This window comes from Rhodococcus sp. APC 3903 (assembly GCF_030407755.1).
Taxonomy (GTDB): domain Bacteria; phylum Actinomycetota; class Actinomycetes; order Mycobacteriales; family Mycobacteriaceae; genus Rhodococcus_F; species Rhodococcus_F erythropolis.
The window spans coordinates 148,078-163,680 of the sequence record NZ_JASDCV010000011.1; the positions used below are offsets into that span (position 1 = coordinate 148,078).

Genomic DNA, 15,603 nt, shown 5'->3' on the forward strand with positions numbered 1-15,603 from the left:
CATGGCAGGACTGGATCTCACCGGTAAGACGGCAATCGTCACAGGCGCATCGCGGGGCATCGGCCTCGCGACCGCGCAGGCGATTGCGGCGGCGGGCGGAAACGTCGTACTGACTTCGCGCTCACAGGAATCCGCAGATGCGGCTGCCGCGCAGGTGAACGGCAACGCGATCGGCGTCGGCGCTCACGCGACGGACGAGGATGCTGCCAGCAAGTGCGTCGAGCAGACGATCGAGCGTTTCGGCAGTCTCGACATCTTGGTGAACAACGCGGGCACCAACCCGTCGTTCGGGCCGATCATCAACCAGGATCACTCGCGCTTCGCCAAGACCTTCGACGTCAACGTGTGGGCTCCAGTCCTGTGGACCGGCCTGGCAGCGCGGGCCTGGATGGGCGAGCACGGTGGTTCCGTGGTCAACACCGCCTCGATCGGCGGCATGGCGTTCGAGGCCGGGATCGGCACGTACAACGCGTCGAAGGCTGCTCTGATCCACATCACCAAGCAGTTGGCGCTCGAGTTGTCACCGAAGATTCGTGTCAACGCCGTTGCTCCGGGAGTGGTGAGAACCAAACTCGCCGAAGCTCTGTGGAAAGAACATGAAGAAGCGGTGTCCGCGTCGACCGCTCTCGGACGCATCGGTGAACCCGAGGACGTGGCCGCTGCCATCGCCTTCCTGGTTTCGGATGCAGCCCAGTGGATAACCGGCGAGATCATGACCATCGACGGTGGCCAGTTGTTGGGTGACGCACTCCCGTTCCGGCAGGGAGCGTCCGTCGGTGGCTAGCGTCGGAGTAGTGGGACTCGATACCGAAGCGGTCACCGGGTGGATAGCAGGCCTGGGGATCGACTTCACCGGGCCGTTGTCCTTCGATCGAATCGGGCTGGGGCAGTCGAATCTCACGTACCTGGTTCGCGATCAAGACGGCAATCGCTGGGTGCTACGACGCCCACCGCTGGGGCACCTGCTGGCCTCGGCTCACGACGTGGCGCGCGAAGCACGAATCCTGAGCGCTCTCGAATCCACCGACGTGCCTTCGCCGCGAGTATTCGGGTTGACCGAGGATCCAGCCGTCACCGAAGTTCCGCTGCTCCTCATGGAATTCGTGGACGGCGAAGTGGTGGACCGAATGCCTCTTGCTGAGGCGTTGTCGGAAGATCGTCGCCGGGCAATCGGAATCTCGCTCGCTCAGACGCTGGCGAAGATACACGCCGTCGACCTCGGGAAGGCCGGTCTCGACGACCTGGCAAGCCACAAGCCTTACGCTGCACGGCAGCTGAAGCGCTGGGGCGGACAGTGGGAACAGTCGAAGACGCGGGAATGTCCTGACCTGGACGATCTCACCCGACGTCTCATTGCAGCTCAGCCGGCTCACACCGAAACCACGTTGGTGCACGGCGACTTTCACCTACGCAACGTGATCACCTCCGCTGAGAACGGCGAAGTTGTCGCGGCCCTCGACTGGGAACTCTGCACACTCGGTGATCCGTTGGCCGATGTCGGAAGCTTGTTGGCGTACTGGCCGGCGGCCGGGGAGGACACTGGTGGCGATTTCCCGGCGTCAGCGCTCCCGGGATTCCCTTCGCGAGAGGAGATCTCCCGGATCTATCTCGAGGCCACCGGACGGGATCCGGCTGCGCTGAAGTTCTGGCACACCTTGGGGCTGTGGAAGATCGCCGTGATCGCCGAGGGCGTGATGCGTCGCGCCCGCGACGAACCGCAGAATGCCGCCGAGAGCGGAACTCCCACCGTGGAACGTATTGACGCCTTGGTAGCCAAAGCCAGGGAAATTGCAGATCAGGCCGGGATCTGACGAGATCGTCCGGTGTCCGTCGAATCACGAAAATTATGGAGGGCCAGTGAGCCAGGAACGTAGAACCGCAATTGTCACGGGTGCAGCACGCGGAATCGGTGCGGCAGTGGCCAAGCGACTGTCGGAAGACGGCTTTGCCGTTGCCGTGCTGGACCTCGACGAAGCAGCGTGTGCCGGAACCGTCGACGCGATCAAGGCCGCAGGCGGCCAGGCATTGGCCGTCGGCGCTGACGTCTCCGACGAGGCTTCGGTTGCTGCAGCGGTGGATCGTGTGGCCGCAGAACTCGGTGCACCTACCGTGCTGATCAACAATGCCGGCATCACTCGCGACAACCTTCTGTTCAAGATGAGCGTCGCCGAGTGGGATTCGGTGATGAACGTCCATCTGCGCGGAGCGTTCCTCATGTCGCGTGCGGTGCAGAAGTACATGGTGGAAGCGAAGTTCGGCCGCATCGTGAACCTCTCGAGCACGTCGGCTCTCGGCAACCGCGGACAGGTCAACTACTCCGCAGCCAAGGCCGGCATGCAGGGATTCACCAAGACATTGGCCTTCGAATTGGGCAAGTTCGGCGTCACCGCCAACGCCATTGCCCCCGGATTCATCGAAACCGAGATGACCGCCGCAACGGCAGAGCGCATGGGAGTCGGCTTCGAGGACTTCAAGACCGCTGCCGCTTCGCAGATTCCGGTCAACCGCGTCGGTCAGCCCGAGGACATCGCGCACACCGCGTCGTTCTTCGTCAGTGAAGGAGCGGGCTTCGTTTCCGGTCAGGTCGTCTACGTCGCCGGTGGACCCAAGGACTGACCGTCCGCTCACCGCTCGAACCGAAGGAATGGGCATGGCTTTCGACGAAGAGGCAGTATCGCGTGATCTCACCGAAAAGGTGAACACGCTTCTCGCGGAGAACGATCCGAACAGTGTGTCGGTGTCGGATTTCCTCGGCGCACGATTCGACGCCGGACTGGCGTGGGTTCATTTCCCCGAAGGTCATGGGGGACTCGGTGTACCGCAGAGCTTTCAGCGTCAGGTGAACGCTCAGCTGGAGGCCGCCGGCGCACCCGGCCCGGCCACCGGCAAGAACGGCATCGGACTCGGCATGGCGGCACCGACCATCGCCGCCTTCGGCACCGAGGAGCAGAAGCAGAAGTTCCTGCGCCCGTTGTGGACTGCGGAGACGGTCTACTGCCAGCTGTTCAGTGAACCGGGCGCAGGGTCGGACCTCGCGGCCGTCGCTACCCGCGCCGTCCGCGACGGCGACGACTGGATAGTCAACGGGCAGAAGGTATGGACGTCGGGCGCGCAGAATGCGCAGCTGGCGATTCTCGTGGCCAGGACCGATCCGTCACGTTCCAAGCATGCGGGTCTGAGCTACTTCATCTGCGACATGACCGACCCGGGCGTCGATGTCCGGCCGCTGCGTCAGATCACCGGCGAGGCCGAATTCAACGAGGTATTCCTCACGGACGTCAGGATTCCGGACGCCAATCGCCTCGGAGCCGAAGGCCAGGGGTGGAAGGTTGCGACCACCACCCTGAACAACGAGCGTGTTGCCATCGGTTCGGGCGCACCGCGTGAGGGAGGCATGATCGGAAAGGTCGCTCAGGCCTGGCGTGACGAGCCCGAGCTGCGTAATCCGGCGATGCACGACGAGTTGATGCGGCTCTGGACCGAATCCGAAGTTGCGCGTCTGACCGGTGAGCGACTGCGCCAGCAGCTCGCCGCCGGCCAGCCTGGCCCCGAGGGCTCGGGAATGAAGCTCGCGTTTGCCGGTTTGGCTCAGCAGATTTCGGGTTTCGACCTCGAGCTGCACGGCGAAGCTGGTCTGCGCTACGACGACTGGACGCTGCGTCGACCGGATTCCGTCGACTTCACCGGGCGTGAACCCGGATACCGGTACCTGCGAGCCAAGGGCAATTCGATCGAGGGCGGAACGTCGGAGATCCTGCGCAACGTCATCGCAGAACGTGTACTCGGGTTGCCGCCCGAGCATCGCGTCGACAAGGACATCGCCTGGAAGGACCTACCCCGATGAGCGCCGATCTGCTGTACTCCGAGACCGAACAAGATCTGCGAGCCAGCGTCAGACGACTGCTGAGCGAGCGGGCCGGCGCCGACACCGTGGTCACGGCGTACGACGACGTGTCCGCCGACTTCACCGGGCTGTGGAAGTCGCTGGCGTCGGAACTCGGTTTGGCGGGACTGCTGGTACCCGAGGAACTGGGCGGGGCAGGTGCGTCGACGCGTGAGGCGGCGGTCGTGATGGAGGAGATCGGACGTGCGGTCGCTCCCGTTCCGTTCTTCACCAGCGCGGTGCTGGCGACGACGGCGTTGCTGAAGGCCGGCGAGACCGAGGTGCTCGGTCAATTGGCAGCGGGGGATTCGACGGCTGCTCTGGTCGTCCCGTTGTCCACTGCACCAGGAACTTTCACACCTACTGTCAAGGTAACGGCGAGTGGACTCGTCGGCAGCGTCACGACGGTTGCCGGCGTCGCCGAGTCCGATGTTCTTGTTGTTCCGGTTGCCGGTGAGAGCGGCCTGGAGCTGCATACAGTTCGGATCGCCGACGCTACCGTCACGCCGGTTCTGTCCCTGGACATGACGCGCCGATTGGCGGACGTCGAGTTCTCGGGGTCGTCGTCGGTCCGTGTCGACAGCGGCAATGCGGCGCAAGCGGTTGAGGAAGCATTGCTCTGCGGAAGCGCACTTCTGGCGTCCGAACAGTTCGCTGTAGCTCAGTGGTGCCTCGAAACGACTCTCGCGTATGTGAAGGAGCGCAAGCAGTTCGGCCGGGCGATCGGTTCGTACCAGGCGATCAAGCACCGCCTCGCCGATCTCTGGCTCGAAGTCAGCTCTTCGGGAGCGGCAGCACGATATGCGGCGGACACCTATGCGCGCGGCGACGCCGATGCGGCGATCGCAGCGACGGTGGCCCAGGCATTCTGCAGCGGCGTCGCGGTTCATGCTGCGGAGGAATGCGTCCAACTTCATGGTGGTATCGGAATGACGTGGGAGTATCCGGCGCACCTGTACCTCAAACGGGCGAAGAGCGATCAGCTGTCGCTGGGAACCGCGTATCAGCATCGGGCACGCCTCGCCGAGTTGGTCGACCTCCCGATCTCGTCCTGAAACTCACCCACTATCTGTCTGGAGAATTGCTGTGAAGGCTTGGCGCGTCAACGAACTCGGTCAACCCCGCGATGTGCTCGCGTTGGAGGAGACCGCGGATCCCACCCCGAATGCGACGGAGATGTTGGTCAAGGTGCTGGCGGCTCCGGCCAACTTCCCCGACGTCCTCATGTGCCGGGGTGAGTACCAGATCAAGCCGCCGCTGCCCTTCACACCCGGTGTCGAACTGTGTGGTGAAGTGGTCTCGGTCGGTGAATCGGTGACCAAGTTCGCAGTGGGGGATCGGGTGATCGGTAATCCGAGTCTGCCGTCCGGCGGATTCGCCGAGTACTCGGTACTGGATCAGAACAACACGTTCCCGGCGCCGTCGGCTCTCGACGACGCGGAAGCATCCGCTCTGAGCATCGGCTATCAGACAGCGTGGTTCGCTCTGCATCGCCGCACCCAACTGCTCGAGGGTGAGACGTTGTTGGTCCACGCTGCTGCGGGTGGTGTCGGTAGTGCGGCAGTGCAACTCGGCAAGGCGGCAGGCGCCAAGGTCATCGGTGTCGTCGGCGGCCCGGACAAGGCCGAGTACGCGCGCAAGCTCGGCGCAGACCTCGTCGTAGACCGTCACAGTGAAGACTTCGTGGCAGCGGTCAAGGAGTTCACCGGCGGCAAGGGCGCCGACGTGGTCTTCGATCCGGTCGGCGGCGACGCCTACGCGAAGTCCACCAAGTGCATCGCCTTCGAGGGACGGATCGTCATCATCGGCTTCGCCGGTGGCACGATCCCGCAGCCGGCCCTCAATCACGCTCTCATCAAGAACTATTCGATCATCGGACTGCACTGGGGGCTGTACAAGGCCTACAACCAGCAGGCCATCGACGACTGCCACGTCGAGCTCACCAGGCTCGCCGATGCCGGCTTGGTCAAACCACTGATCAGTGAGCGGCTGTCGTTGACGGACGTTGCCGACGGTATCGGTCGCCTCGGCGACGGCACCACTGTCGGTCGCGTCGTGTTCCAGCCCTGATTCTTTGCTGTGCGCCTTTATTAACCCCCGGCGGTTAATAAAGGCGCACAGCACTTCGTGTTCGACGAAAGGTTTCCCCGATGAGGCAAGCTGTCATCGTTTCCACCGCCCGTACCCCGATCGGTAAGGCGTACCGCGGCGCGTTCAACAACACTCAGGCTCAAGAGCTTGCTGCACATGCCATTTCGAATGCAGTTCAGCGCGCGGGCCTCGAGGGCGGCGAGGTCGAGGACGTCATCCTCGGCGCCGCGCTGCAGCAGGGATCTTCCGGCGGCAACGTCGCACGGCAAGCGGTGCTGCGGGCCGGGCTTCCGGACTCGGTTTCCGGAATGACGATCGATCGTCAGTGCTCGTCCGGGCTCATGGCCATCGCGACCGCAGCAAAGCAGATCGTGGACGACGGAATGCAGATCGCGGTCGGCGGCGGAGTCGAATCGATCTCGTTGGTCCAGAACGATCACATGAACAACTTCCGCGCGGCTGATCCGTGGCTGAAGGAAAACAAGCCGTCGATCTACATGCCGATGCTGCACACGGCCGAGATCGTCGCCGAACGCTACGGAGTGACCCGCGAGCAGCAGGACGAGTTCGCGCTCGTCTCGCAGCAGCGGACCGCAGCAGCTCAGAACGCAGGTCGGTTCGATCTCGAGATCGTCCCGCTGCCCTCGATCAAGCAAGTGCAGGACAAAGAGACGGGTGAGATCCGCAGCGAGTCCGTGACGCTGACCCTGGACGAAGGCAACCGCGCTTCCACCACGTTGGAAGGGCTGGCGAGTCTGCGACCGGTTCTGGCCGACGGGACTGTCAGTGCGCATTCCTCCATCACTGCGGGCAACTCGTCTCAGCTCTCGGACGGTGCCTCCGCTTCGGTGCTGATGGAGGCAGGCGAGGCGGAACGCCGCGGGTTGGCTCCTCTCGGTATCTACCGTGGGATGGCTGTCGCGGGTTGTGCTCCCGACGAGATGGGCATCGGACCGGTGTTCGCGATTCCGCGTCTGCTGGATCTTCACGGACTGAAGGTCGACGACATCGATCTCTGGGAACTCAACGAGGCCTTCGCCTCTCAGGCCCTGTACTGCCGCGACAAGCTCGGGATCGATCCCGAGAAGTACAACGTCGACGGCGGCGGTATCTCCGTCGGCCATCCGTACGGAATGACGGGTGCTCGTCTGGTCGGCCATGCTCTTCTGGAAGGAAAACGGCGCGGAGCCAAGCTCGTGGTGGTGACCATGTGCATCGGCGGCGGCATGGGTGCTGCCGGGCTTTTCGAGGTCGCATGAGCTTGATCGAGGGACTGTTCGACGTCAGTGGCAAGACCGTTGTGGTCACCGGTGGATCACGCGGCATCGGATACATGATCGCTCGCGGATTTGTCGAAGGCGGAGCGACGGTCGTCATTTCGGCCCGAAAAGCCGAAGCCTGTGACGAAGCCGCGCGAGAGCTTTCGGAGTTCGGCACCTGCATTTCGCATCCGGCCGATCTGTCCACGGACGAGGGGATCGAGAGCCTCGCTGCGAAGGTCGCCGAGATTTCGCCGACGCTCGACGTACTGGTCAACAACGCCGGTGCCACGTGGGGAGCTCCCGTCGACGATTTTCCGGCCGCCGGCTTCGACAAGATTTTCGACATCAATGTCAAGGCAATCTTCCTCTTGACGCAGAAGCTGTTGCCGCAGTTGCGTTCTGCAGCCACTGCGGAAGATCCCGCGCGCGTGATCAATATCGGATCGATCGACGGACTCGTGGTGTCGGGTTCGGAGAACTTCTCGTACGGAGCCAGTAAGGCTGCGGTGCACATGTTGACGCGCAAGCTCGCGGCAACGCTTGCGGGGGAACAGATCACGGTCAATGCCATTGCGCCGGGCCCGTTCCCGTCGAAGATGATGGCATTCCTCCTCGAGGATGAGCAGAGTGCAAAGGCTGTGGCGGACTCGGTCCCGTTGGGCAGGGTCGGAACTCCCCAGGATGCTGCAGGTCTTGCCATCTTCCTGGCTTCACGTGCCGGGGCTTACCTGACCGGCGCGGTGATTCCACTCGACGGCGGTGCGAGCGGAGCGCGCTGACCTACTGACTGATCTTCTCTGTCCGAAAAGGCCTGAAAGTCTGAACTACTATGACTTTCAGGCCTTTTCGCGTCTTTGTCTGATTGGGTTATCTGTGACTGCAGTTGCTAGATTGTCCGAGGTTCGGGGGGAACGACGACAACACCAACAATTCCGGCCATGGGGGAGTCATGTTTCGCGCGGGGAGATCGTTGGGGGTGTTCGGGGTAGTTGCTGCTCTGGCAGCTGCTGCCGTCACGGCGGTGGCTTCGCCGGCGATGGCTGCGCCGGGATGCGTCGGAGTCAGTGGCGTCGGTAGTAGTGGAGGTCCGGCCAATGCGGCGCCGTGGCTCAACGGCAACACCGGAGGGTTGCCAGGTCTGTCCGGTCGTACTACTGCGATCGAAAAGGTCACCGGCACATACAGTCCCAACAAGACAGTTGATCGCTTCAATGTCCTGGGCACCGACCTCGGCATCATGTGGGACAACGGTGCGGGGCAGATTCTGACCGCTTTCGGCGATACCACCGGGCTCAGTCGTAACCCCACCTGCGACGGTTTGGTGGGCGAGTGGCGAAGTAATGTGCTCTTCCGCAGCTCGGATCGGGTACTTGCCGACGGGATGCGCATCGACAGCGCGCCGAAGGACGGTACCGGTCAGGCGCGTGAGATCATCTCCGGTCTGAAGATTCCGGGCGTCGAGGCTTCCAGTATCCCCACGAGCGGCATAGCAGTGAACGGTGTGCAGTATCTGAGCTACATGTCGGTGCGCAACTGGGGCGAGGCCGGGCAGTGGAGTACAAACTACTCACAGATTGCCACCTCCTCGGACAACGGCGAGACGTGGACCATGCGTCCGGAGACGCTGCGCCCCAACATCGGTGGGGTTCTTCCCGCGGGTGTCGCCCCCGTCGCCGGTAGCGAGAACTTTCAGATGAGCTCGATGGTGAAGGACGGCGGGTTCGTCTACAACTACGGAACCCCCGCGGGACGATCCGGCGAGGTTCGACTTTCTCGCGTGCCCGAGGGGGCGATCCTCGATCTTTCCGCCTACGAGTACTGGAACGGAAACGGCTGGATCCATGCCGATCCCGCTGCGGCCGTACCCGTCATGGACGGCCGCATCGGGGAGATCTCCGTTCAGTACAACGAGTTCCTCGGCAAGTTCGTGGCGATGTACGCCGACGCGTTCAGTTCGATCGTGATGCGAACCGCTCCCAGTCCGGTCGGTCCGTGGACGGCACCGGAAACATTGGTCAATCTGGTCGAGGTTCCCGGTATCTACGCTGCATACATCCACCCGTGGTCCAGTGGTTCGGATCTGTACTTCCTTGCCACCACGTGGGCCGACTACAACGTCATGTTGATGCGTACGACGCTCGTTCGCTGATCCGGCTCACGCTTGCGCAGATTTACATTTGCGTTGGTTGGAGGTACACGATCTCCTCGGTGATCGGCGCGTCGTCATCGGCGTCGGTCGGCGGTTCTTGTCGGCGGCGCCACCAGATGGTGAACAGGACGGCTCCGATCACCAAGGCAGCCAGAGCGATTACCGCCACCCAGAATTTCGGGCCGTAGTATCCGACAAGGACCATGCGCATGGCGTTGCGCGCCCACGTGAGTGGCATCAGAGCGTGCAGCCACTGCAGAACCGTCGGCATCTGTTCGATGGGGTATACCGCGCCGAAGGCGAAGATCTGAATCATCAAGGCACCCAAAGCGATGAAGGTTCCGTTGACGGCTCCGAACACAACGGTGAAGAGCCTGCCCGAGCTGACCGCGGCGGCACCCACCAGGATCATCACTGCGATCATCGCCAGAACACTAGGTGGTTCGACGTTTGCCACGGTCAGTGACACCACCGACAACACGAGCGCCGCGACCAAGGTGACCAGGGCGGGAATGCGGTAGCGGCGCAGCCCCTCACGCACCACGCTGGTGTGCGAGTTCAGTGAACGTCCGCGTCGTGGACGGACGACGAACCACGTGAGAATTCCGCACAGGAACAGTGCCACCGAGATTACGGCAGGGACGGCTCCCGGTCCGAAACCGGCTGCGGGATAGTTGTTCCGCGCGTCGACGGCAACCGGGGACGAGAGCAGATTGGCTGTGGTGGCGCGTTCGTCGTCCGAGAACTGCGGCACCTGGGCGGCGCCGTCGGACAAACCGGTGGCGAGTTCTGCGCTGCCCGCGTCGAGCTCGCCGACGCCGGCCGATAGCTGCCCGAGACCGTCACGGAGCGCAATACTTCCGGTGTCCAACTGCCCGAGGCCGGTGGAGAGTTCCTGTGCGCCGGTAGCGAGTTGGCCTGCGCCGTCGGACAGTTGGCCTAGTCCCGTGTTGAGTTCACCTGCACCGGCCGCCGCGGCAAGAAGCCCGCCACGGTAGTCGCTGCTCGGATCGGTGAGTTGGCGCGAGATCTCCCGCGCACCGTCGCGAAGCTGGCCGAGCTGACCGATCACGTCGTCGTCCGACGGTTGTGCAGTCAGGGAGGCTCGCAGTCCGCCGAGTGCTTCGACGAGTCCGGCGGAGACCGGATCAGCCGAGTTTCGAAGCATCGACGTGAGGGCGTCGATCTGACCGACGACGGCGTCCGAGGACCCCGCGAGGTCGAGTACCGGGGTGGTGACCATGTCGACCACTTCGCTGATCTGAAGGGCTCCTGCGCCGAGTTCGTCGGTTCCCCCGACCAACTGGTTGAGTCCGCTGCTCAGCTCGCCCGAGCCTGCAGCAGCTTCGTTCGCTCCAGCAGCCAGCTCGCCGGCTCCGGCGGCCAGCTCCTTGCCGCCTTGATTCGCTTCACCCATGCCGGTGGCGAGTTCCTTGCTTCCGGCGTAGAGCTCGTTGGTTCCGGCGAGTGCCTCGGAGGATCCGTCGGAGAGTTGTTGCGCGCCAGCGGCTGCTTCACCGAATCCTGTTCCGAGTTCACCCAACCCGACCAGCACCTGGTCGATGGACTGCTCGCCGATCGACTCGGAGACCGCCGAGCGCACCTGAGCGATGATGCTTTCACCGACCGGGCCGGCGACCAGACTGTTGTAATCGTTGTACAAGACGTCGAGTTCGGCCTTGCGGCCCGAACCCGATGCGGCACTGGCCACGTCTGCGCTGAAAGTCTTGGGAATGACGACCGAGAAGTAGTAGGTGCCGTCGTTGACGCCGTCGGCGGCTTCCTGTTCCGAGACGACCTTCCATGCAACGTCTCCGCTCTCGACGAGCGCGGCAACAACTTCATCGCCGGCTTGCAGACGTGTTCCGTCGAGTTCTGTGCCGGCATCGGCGTTGACGATGGCGACGGGCAAGCGGTTGACCGTGTCGCCCGGATCCCACAGTGCCCACATGTAGAACGCCGCAATCGACAGCGGTGCGATGACGAGGACAGCGAGAACTGTCCGGATGATGTGCGTGCGTCGCGTCGTGGCCGCGTTGTCGACTACGGGTTGTGGCGCCATGTGGAGCTCTCTTCTCGTGGACCGAAGCAGTTGTGGCACGAAAGGAAGCCACCAAAACTGCTGGACATACGTCCAGCTCGGTCACGATACAAAGCAAACGGCCATCCTGTGACCGTTTTCGAAGAATTGGGCGTTATCGGCCGCCGTGCTCTGCCTCGATCTTTGCCCACTCCCACCCGCGGAAGTTGGCCAGACGAAGCTCCTCTGCTTCGTCGAAGGTGTACCACTCGGTGCTCGGCGCATCAGGGAGAGTGCCGCGCAAGTATTCGCCCAGGTAGTGAAGTGGGCCTTCCCAGCCGGTTCCGACGCCGTAGCAGCCGGTGTCCGGGTCGTTGCGGAAGACATCGGCGACGGAGGCGTGCTCCAACTCGAGCCAGGTGGCGTCGGGGCCGTCTGCAGTCAGCCTGATCTCGACCTGATCGCTGTATCCGCGATCGCCGGGCGGTGTCCACTGCAGTCGCAGCAGGCGTGGGGCGTCGCAGGCCAGGATCTCGCCACTTGCCTGGCCTTCGAAGGCGTACGAGCCGCCCACCTGGAAGTCTCCGCTCACCGGAAGGAAGAAACGGTTGATGCGGTCAGGGGTCGTGATGGCGTCCCAGACGTCGTCGACCGACGCGTTGTAGCGGCGCTTGAGTACGGCAGTTCGAGCCGCACCTTCCGCGATGTCGCGGTTGCCCATGCTCCGCTCTACCGCGGTGAGGCTGGTGTCCTGGTTCGCGATCTCGGTCATTGTGAGTCTCCTTCGTCGGAAGAATTCGATTGTGAAGATCTGCTCCGCTTCGAGCCGCGTCGTTTCCCGCGTGCGAGTTCTGTGGCCAATGCGTCGAGAGGACCGCTCCAGAACTGCCGGAATCCGTCGAGCCATTGGTCCACTTCTTGCAATGGCGCGGGCTCGACGGCATAGAGACGCCTGGTGCCTTCGCTGCGGACGGTGGCGAATCCGTTTTCTCGGAGCACTCGCAGGTGCCCGGACGCGGTCGGTTGCGAGATTCCGAACTCCGCTGCCACGACTTCGGCGATCTGACCCGCCGAGCGCTCGCCGCTGGACAGGAGTTCCATGATTCTTCGCCGAACTGGGTCTCCGAGAACGTCGAACGCATGCACCAGTCATTTATATCGGCAATGGCCAATATAGGCAAGTGCCGAAACTTGTATTCGGGCGTCGGTCAGTCCGAGAGCGCGAACTCGTCGGCGTCGAAGAGTTCACCGATCAGCCCGCCGAGATGGCGTCGATGTTCGGCCGACAGTGTTGCTGCCGCCTCGGCATCGTGGTCGGCGCACAGCTCGATCAGCTTGTTGTGATGGTCGACGGAGTCCTGGCTGCCGAGAAGGCTCGAGAACTTGCGGTAGTAGATGCGGTGAATTTGTGGGTGAACCTGGTGAATCAGCTTCTTCAACAGCGGATTTGCTGCAGCGTCGATGATGACGCTGTGTAGGCGATCGTCCGCGGTCAGCGCTCGGCCTATGTCGTTTCGCTTGACGGCAGCGGCGAAGTCTTTGTTGGCTGAGCGCATCGCCCCGATCATCTCGTCGGTGAGGTTCGGTACAGCGGTGACGACGGCCAGTTGGTCGAGAGCTTCGATGACTGCGAGTGTTGCCTCGACGTCGCCGCGGTCGAGGGTGGTGATGCGCGTGTACGCACCGGGCTTCGCTTCCACGAGTCCGGTGTCGACCAGCCTTGCGAGCGCTTCGCGGACCGGAGTTCTGCTCAATCCCAGATACTCGGCGAGTTCGCTGTCCTTGATCTTCGAGCCCGGCGCCAGTTCACCGGTGACGATCGCTTCGCGAATGCGTTCGAGAGCGATGTCGCTCATTCGTGCTCGCTCAACCGGTTTACCGCCACGCAACATACTGGATATCGTACTCTGCACGTTGCTTGTCGCAGGTCAGCCCAGGTCGGCCAACGACGCGTGTTTCCGGGCATCCGCAACGCGTAGGAGCAGCGCGCGGGCGAGAATTGTTGCCGGATCGATGATCTGACAGGTTGTGGCGTCGGCGGGCAGTCCGAGCGGAATCTCGGTGCATCCGGCCACGACGACCTGCGCGCCCGATTCGACGAGAAGATCAGCGGCCCTGACGAGTTTGTCGGTGGTCTCGTCTCCGACGTTGCCACTCTTGATTGCTCGGATCGCCGGCATCACCAGTTCGTCCTGGATCGCAGGTCCTGGCACCAGGACGTCAATCGAGTATTCCGACAGCCATTGTTGATACAACCCGGTGCGGACCGTCCCCGTGGTGGCCAACAGTCCGACGGATGTGACGGCGGGTGAGAGCGTCCGGATGTGCCGAGCAACTTCGTCGATCATGTGGACGACAGGAAGTCCCAGTTGGGATGAGATGGCGGGCAGGAAGGCGTGGGCGGTATTGCATGGGATGGCGAGCGTCGTTGCGCCCGACTTTCGGAGGACGCGCGCGCCTCGGATCAGCCAGGGGGTGGGGTCCGGGCCGTCCTCGGTGAGTGCCAATGTCCGGTCGGGAACCGTGGGATCGGCCCAGATGACAACTTTTGGGTGCTCCTGATCCGTCGAACCTGGCGTCAGGGCAACGAGTTTGGAGTAGAAGTCCGCAGTAGCGGCCGGCCCCATGCCTCCGAGTATTCCGATGACGGGTTCGCTCATGCCCGCCGGAGAGTTGGCGCTCTGCCGTATTCGTTGCACCTTCATGTTGCAATCCAACCTTTCGCATCCAATATATTGGATACTCGTAATGTTGACTACAGTGAAGGAGGTTGAAGGTAGTTGTCAAGTAGGGTGCGGCGTTCCCGGAATTGCGAAGTTCGAGACCTCGCTCGATCAGCAGGGGTTGGGTTCGCCGATCTTGACGGCTGAGAGCACGGCTTCGATTTCACCGAAAGGGCTTCCGGCAGAAGGTGTCTGATCGACAACAATCCAGTTGGAATCGACCAGTTGGCGCCGACCCGCGCCAGTCGCGTCAGCACTTCTGGAGAAGAAGACTCCGGCCGACTGAATGGTGTCCTGCGCGTCTTGAAGATTCATGCACACGACGTTGGGCATGATCGCAGGAGTTGCAGCGGGCGTCACTTCTGCGGTGACTGGGGTGGTGGCCAGTGGAGTATTCGTCGTACCGGCCACCGAGGTGGTCAATGGAGCCTGAGTCGTCGTGGGTTGAGTTGTCGAGGTTGCAGTGGTGGTCGCGGTGGATGTTGATTCGGCCTCGCTGTCGGTGCTTGTCCCTGAGCATGCGGCAAGAGACGCCAAGGCGAATGCGCTGAGTGCGATGCGAACGGCAGTTGAGGACGGGCGAATCGATGTCGAAAAGAGGTGTGATGCGCGCACAGACGTTCCTTGTCGGTAAAGGGGCGATGAAAGGGGAGATTCGAGCGCAGAGCACATCCGACGCCGTCGATGTGCCTTATGTCGAATAGAACCATAGGCTTTCGGCACCGGATTCGAGAGGAATTGCCTACATGCATTTTCTGGAACTACGACACGCGCAGTGTGAACCCCCAGCGGCGTATTCGCCTGTCCTGGAGAGCTACGGAGATGTGCAGACCGTTCTTCTGGGAACCGACCCGCTTCCCGCCCATCGACGGTTCGACGCCGTGATCGTGATGGGCGGGCCGATGGGCGTCGGCGATCAGGGCGAGGTCGAGTGGTTGGCATCCGAGATCGATTACATTCGCGATCTGGTCGAGAACGATGTCCCGGTGTGGGGAGTGTGTCTGGGTTCGCAGTTGCTCGCCGCGGCGCTGGGTGCTCGCGTCTACACGGGCGCTGTGCCCGAAGTCGGAGTTGAGGAGATCACTTTGACTGTCGAGGGCCGGCAAGATCCCGTGTGGGGAGATCTGCCCTCCACATTTCCTGCAATGCAATGGCATTCGGATACCTTCGACATTCCGAACGGCGCGGTGCGGCTCGCTGGTTCTGCCAAGTATCCGAATCAACTCTTCCGATACAAGCAGAGTTACGCCGTTCAGTTTCACCTCGAAGCGTCCTCCGAGGTGGCGCGCGAATGGATGGAACTGGCCGAGTACCGCGACTCGCTGCATGCTTCGCTGGGAGCGGACGGTCCGCGCATCTTCATGCAGCAGTTGAGTGCTGCCGAGTCGCAGGGTCTCGAGATTGCCGCAGCGGTGATGGAGAAGTGGTTGAAATCGATCTCTGTTGAATAAGGCCGTTTTGTCCTGATTGACCGA

At 62.7% G+C, this 15,603-nt stretch carries 16 protein-coding genes; 10 read left to right on the top strand and 6 right to left on the bottom strand.

Annotated elements, in window-relative coordinates; translation table 11 throughout:
• Position 1 precedes the first annotated feature (1 nt).
• From QMA15_RS17490 to QMA15_RS17530, 9 genes are all read left to right on the top strand, one after another.
• Positions 2 to 784 carry an SDR family oxidoreductase gene (locus QMA15_RS17490; protein WP_019745700.1) on the top strand — a complete coding sequence of 261 codons (783 nt, stop codon included), beginning with the start codon at positions 2 to 4 and terminating at the stop codon, positions 782 to 784.
• On the top strand, positions 777 to 1,811 hold the full coding sequence (locus QMA15_RS17495) for a phosphotransferase family protein (RefSeq protein WP_029537145.1): 1,035 nt from the start codon (positions 777 to 779) through the stop codon (positions 1,809 to 1,811). The genes QMA15_RS17490 and QMA15_RS17495 overlap by 8 nt, the downstream gene beginning before the upstream one ends.
• Positions 1,812 to 1,857: 46 nt before the next feature.
• Positions 1,858 to 2,616, top strand: a complete 759-nt coding sequence (fabG, locus tag QMA15_RS17500; RefSeq protein WP_020909429.1) for a 3-oxoacyl-ACP reductase FabG — start codon at positions 1,858 to 1,860, stop codon at positions 2,614 to 2,616.
• Positions 2,617 to 2,650: 34 nt separating this feature from the next.
• Entirely contained in the window at positions 2,651 to 3,844 is a 1,194-nt protein-coding gene (locus tag QMA15_RS17505; protein ID WP_003943047.1) for an acyl-CoA dehydrogenase family protein, read from the top strand.
• Positions 3,841 to 4,938, top strand: coding sequence for an acyl-CoA dehydrogenase family protein (locus QMA15_RS17510; RefSeq protein ID WP_021345810.1), 1,098 nt, complete (start codon positions 3,841 to 3,843; stop codon positions 4,936 to 4,938). The genes QMA15_RS17505 and QMA15_RS17510 overlap by 4 nt, the downstream gene beginning before the upstream one ends.
• 31 nt (positions 4,939 to 4,969) lie before the next feature.
• Complete coding sequence (locus QMA15_RS17515) at positions 4,970 to 5,953, top strand: NADPH:quinone oxidoreductase family protein (RefSeq protein ID WP_003943088.1); 984 nt, start codon at positions 4,970 to 4,972, stop codon at positions 5,951 to 5,953.
• A gap of 80 nt (positions 5,954 to 6,033) precedes the next feature.
• Complete coding sequence (locus QMA15_RS17520; protein ID WP_279163483.1) at positions 6,034 to 7,233, top strand: acetyl-CoA C-acyltransferase; 1,200 nt, start codon at positions 6,034 to 6,036, stop codon at positions 7,231 to 7,233.
• A complete protein-coding gene (locus QMA15_RS17525; RefSeq protein WP_020909426.1) occupies positions 7,230 to 8,015 on the top strand; it encodes a RhlG family 3-oxoacyl-ACP reductase in 786 nt (261 codons plus the stop codon). The genes QMA15_RS17520 and QMA15_RS17525 overlap by 4 nt, the downstream gene beginning before the upstream one ends.
• A 170-nt stretch (positions 8,016 to 8,185) precedes the next feature.
• Complete coding sequence (locus QMA15_RS17530; RefSeq protein WP_279163484.1) at positions 8,186 to 9,385, top strand: DUF4185 domain-containing protein; 1,200 nt, start codon at positions 8,186 to 8,188, stop codon at positions 9,383 to 9,385.
• Between the two features lie 22 nt (positions 9,386 to 9,407).
• Here the strand turns inward: QMA15_RS17530 and QMA15_RS17535 are convergent, their stop codons facing one another.
• The 6 genes from QMA15_RS17535 to QMA15_RS17560 form a co-directional block, all read right to left on the bottom strand.
• Positions 9,408 to 11,447 (bottom strand): YhgE/Pip domain-containing protein, encoded by a 2,040-nt coding sequence (locus QMA15_RS17535; protein ID WP_046379446.1) that lies wholly within the window; start codon positions 11,445 to 11,447, stop codon positions 9,408 to 9,410.
• Between the two features lie 133 nt (positions 11,448 to 11,580).
• Positions 11,581 to 12,177: an SRPBCC domain-containing protein gene (locus QMA15_RS17540; RefSeq protein ID WP_021345803.1), complete on the bottom strand. Its 597-nt coding sequence runs from the start codon at positions 12,175 to 12,177 to the stop codon at positions 11,581 to 11,583.
• Positions 12,174 to 12,551 (bottom strand): metalloregulator ArsR/SmtB family transcription factor, encoded by a 378-nt coding sequence (locus QMA15_RS17545; protein WP_054781105.1) that lies wholly within the window; start codon positions 12,549 to 12,551, stop codon positions 12,174 to 12,176. Before QMA15_RS17545 ends, QMA15_RS17540 begins: the two co-directional genes overlap by 4 nt.
• Positions 12,552 to 12,613: 62 nt before the next feature.
• Positions 12,614 to 13,297: a GntR family transcriptional regulator gene (locus QMA15_RS17550; protein ID WP_019745689.1), complete on the bottom strand. Its 684-nt coding sequence runs from the start codon at positions 13,295 to 13,297 to the stop codon at positions 12,614 to 12,616.
• A 36-nt stretch (positions 13,298 to 13,333) separates the two neighbouring features.
• Positions 13,334 to 14,110: an amino acid racemase gene (locus tag QMA15_RS17555; RefSeq protein WP_228117940.1), complete on the bottom strand. Its 777-nt coding sequence runs from the start codon at positions 14,108 to 14,110 to the stop codon at positions 13,334 to 13,336.
• Between the two features lie 129 nt (positions 14,111 to 14,239).
• The gene (locus QMA15_RS17560; RefSeq protein WP_020971073.1) at positions 14,240 to 14,743 is read right to left on the bottom strand and encodes a PASTA domain-containing protein; all 504 of its coding nucleotides are present in this window, start codon (positions 14,741 to 14,743) and stop codon (positions 14,240 to 14,242) included.
• Positions 14,744 to 14,874: 131 nt separating this feature from the next.
• On the opposite strand from QMA15_RS17560, the gene QMA15_RS17565 reads away from it, so the two are divergent.
• Positions 14,875 to 15,579 (top strand): type 1 glutamine amidotransferase, encoded by a 705-nt coding sequence (locus QMA15_RS17565; protein ID WP_020971072.1) that lies wholly within the window; start codon positions 14,875 to 14,877, stop codon positions 15,577 to 15,579.
• Positions 15,580 to 15,603: the final 24 nt, after the last annotated feature.

Coding starts and splice junctions, on each gene's coding strand:
- QMA15_RS17490 (WP_019745700.1), top strand. CDS start 2: ATGGCAGGACTGGATCTCACCGGTAAGACGGCAATCGTCACAGGCGCA.
- QMA15_RS17505 (WP_003943047.1), top strand. CDS start 2,651: ATGGCTTTCGACGAAGAGGCAGTATCGCGTGATCTCACCGAAAAGGTG.
- QMA15_RS17510 (WP_021345810.1), top strand. CDS start 3,841: ATGAGCGCCGATCTGCTGTACTCCGAGACCGAACAAGATCTGCGAGCC.
- QMA15_RS17520 (WP_279163483.1), top strand. CDS start 6,034: ATGAGGCAAGCTGTCATCGTTTCCACCGCCCGTACCCCGATCGGTAAG.
- QMA15_RS17525 (WP_020909426.1), top strand. CDS start 7,230: ATGAGCTTGATCGAGGGACTGTTCGACGTCAGTGGCAAGACCGTTGTG.
- QMA15_RS17530 (WP_279163484.1), top strand. CDS start 8,186: ATGTTTCGCGCGGGGAGATCGTTGGGGGTGTTCGGGGTAGTTGCTGCT.
- QMA15_RS17535 (WP_046379446.1), bottom strand. CDS start 11,447: ATGGCGCCACAACCCGTAGTCGACAACGCGGCCACGACGCGACGCACG.
- QMA15_RS17540 (WP_021345803.1), bottom strand. CDS start 12,177: ATGACCGAGATCGCGAACCAGGACACCAGCCTCACCGCGGTAGAGCGG.
- QMA15_RS17550 (WP_019745689.1), bottom strand. CDS start 13,297: ATGTTGCGTGGCGGTAAACCGGTTGAGCGAGCACGAATGAGCGACATC.
- QMA15_RS17555 (WP_228117940.1), bottom strand. CDS start 14,110: ATGAAGGTGCAACGAATACGGCAGAGCGCCAACTCTCCGGCGGGCATG.
- QMA15_RS17565 (WP_020971072.1), top strand. CDS start 14,875: ATGCATTTTCTGGAACTACGACACGCGCAGTGTGAACCCCCAGCGGCG.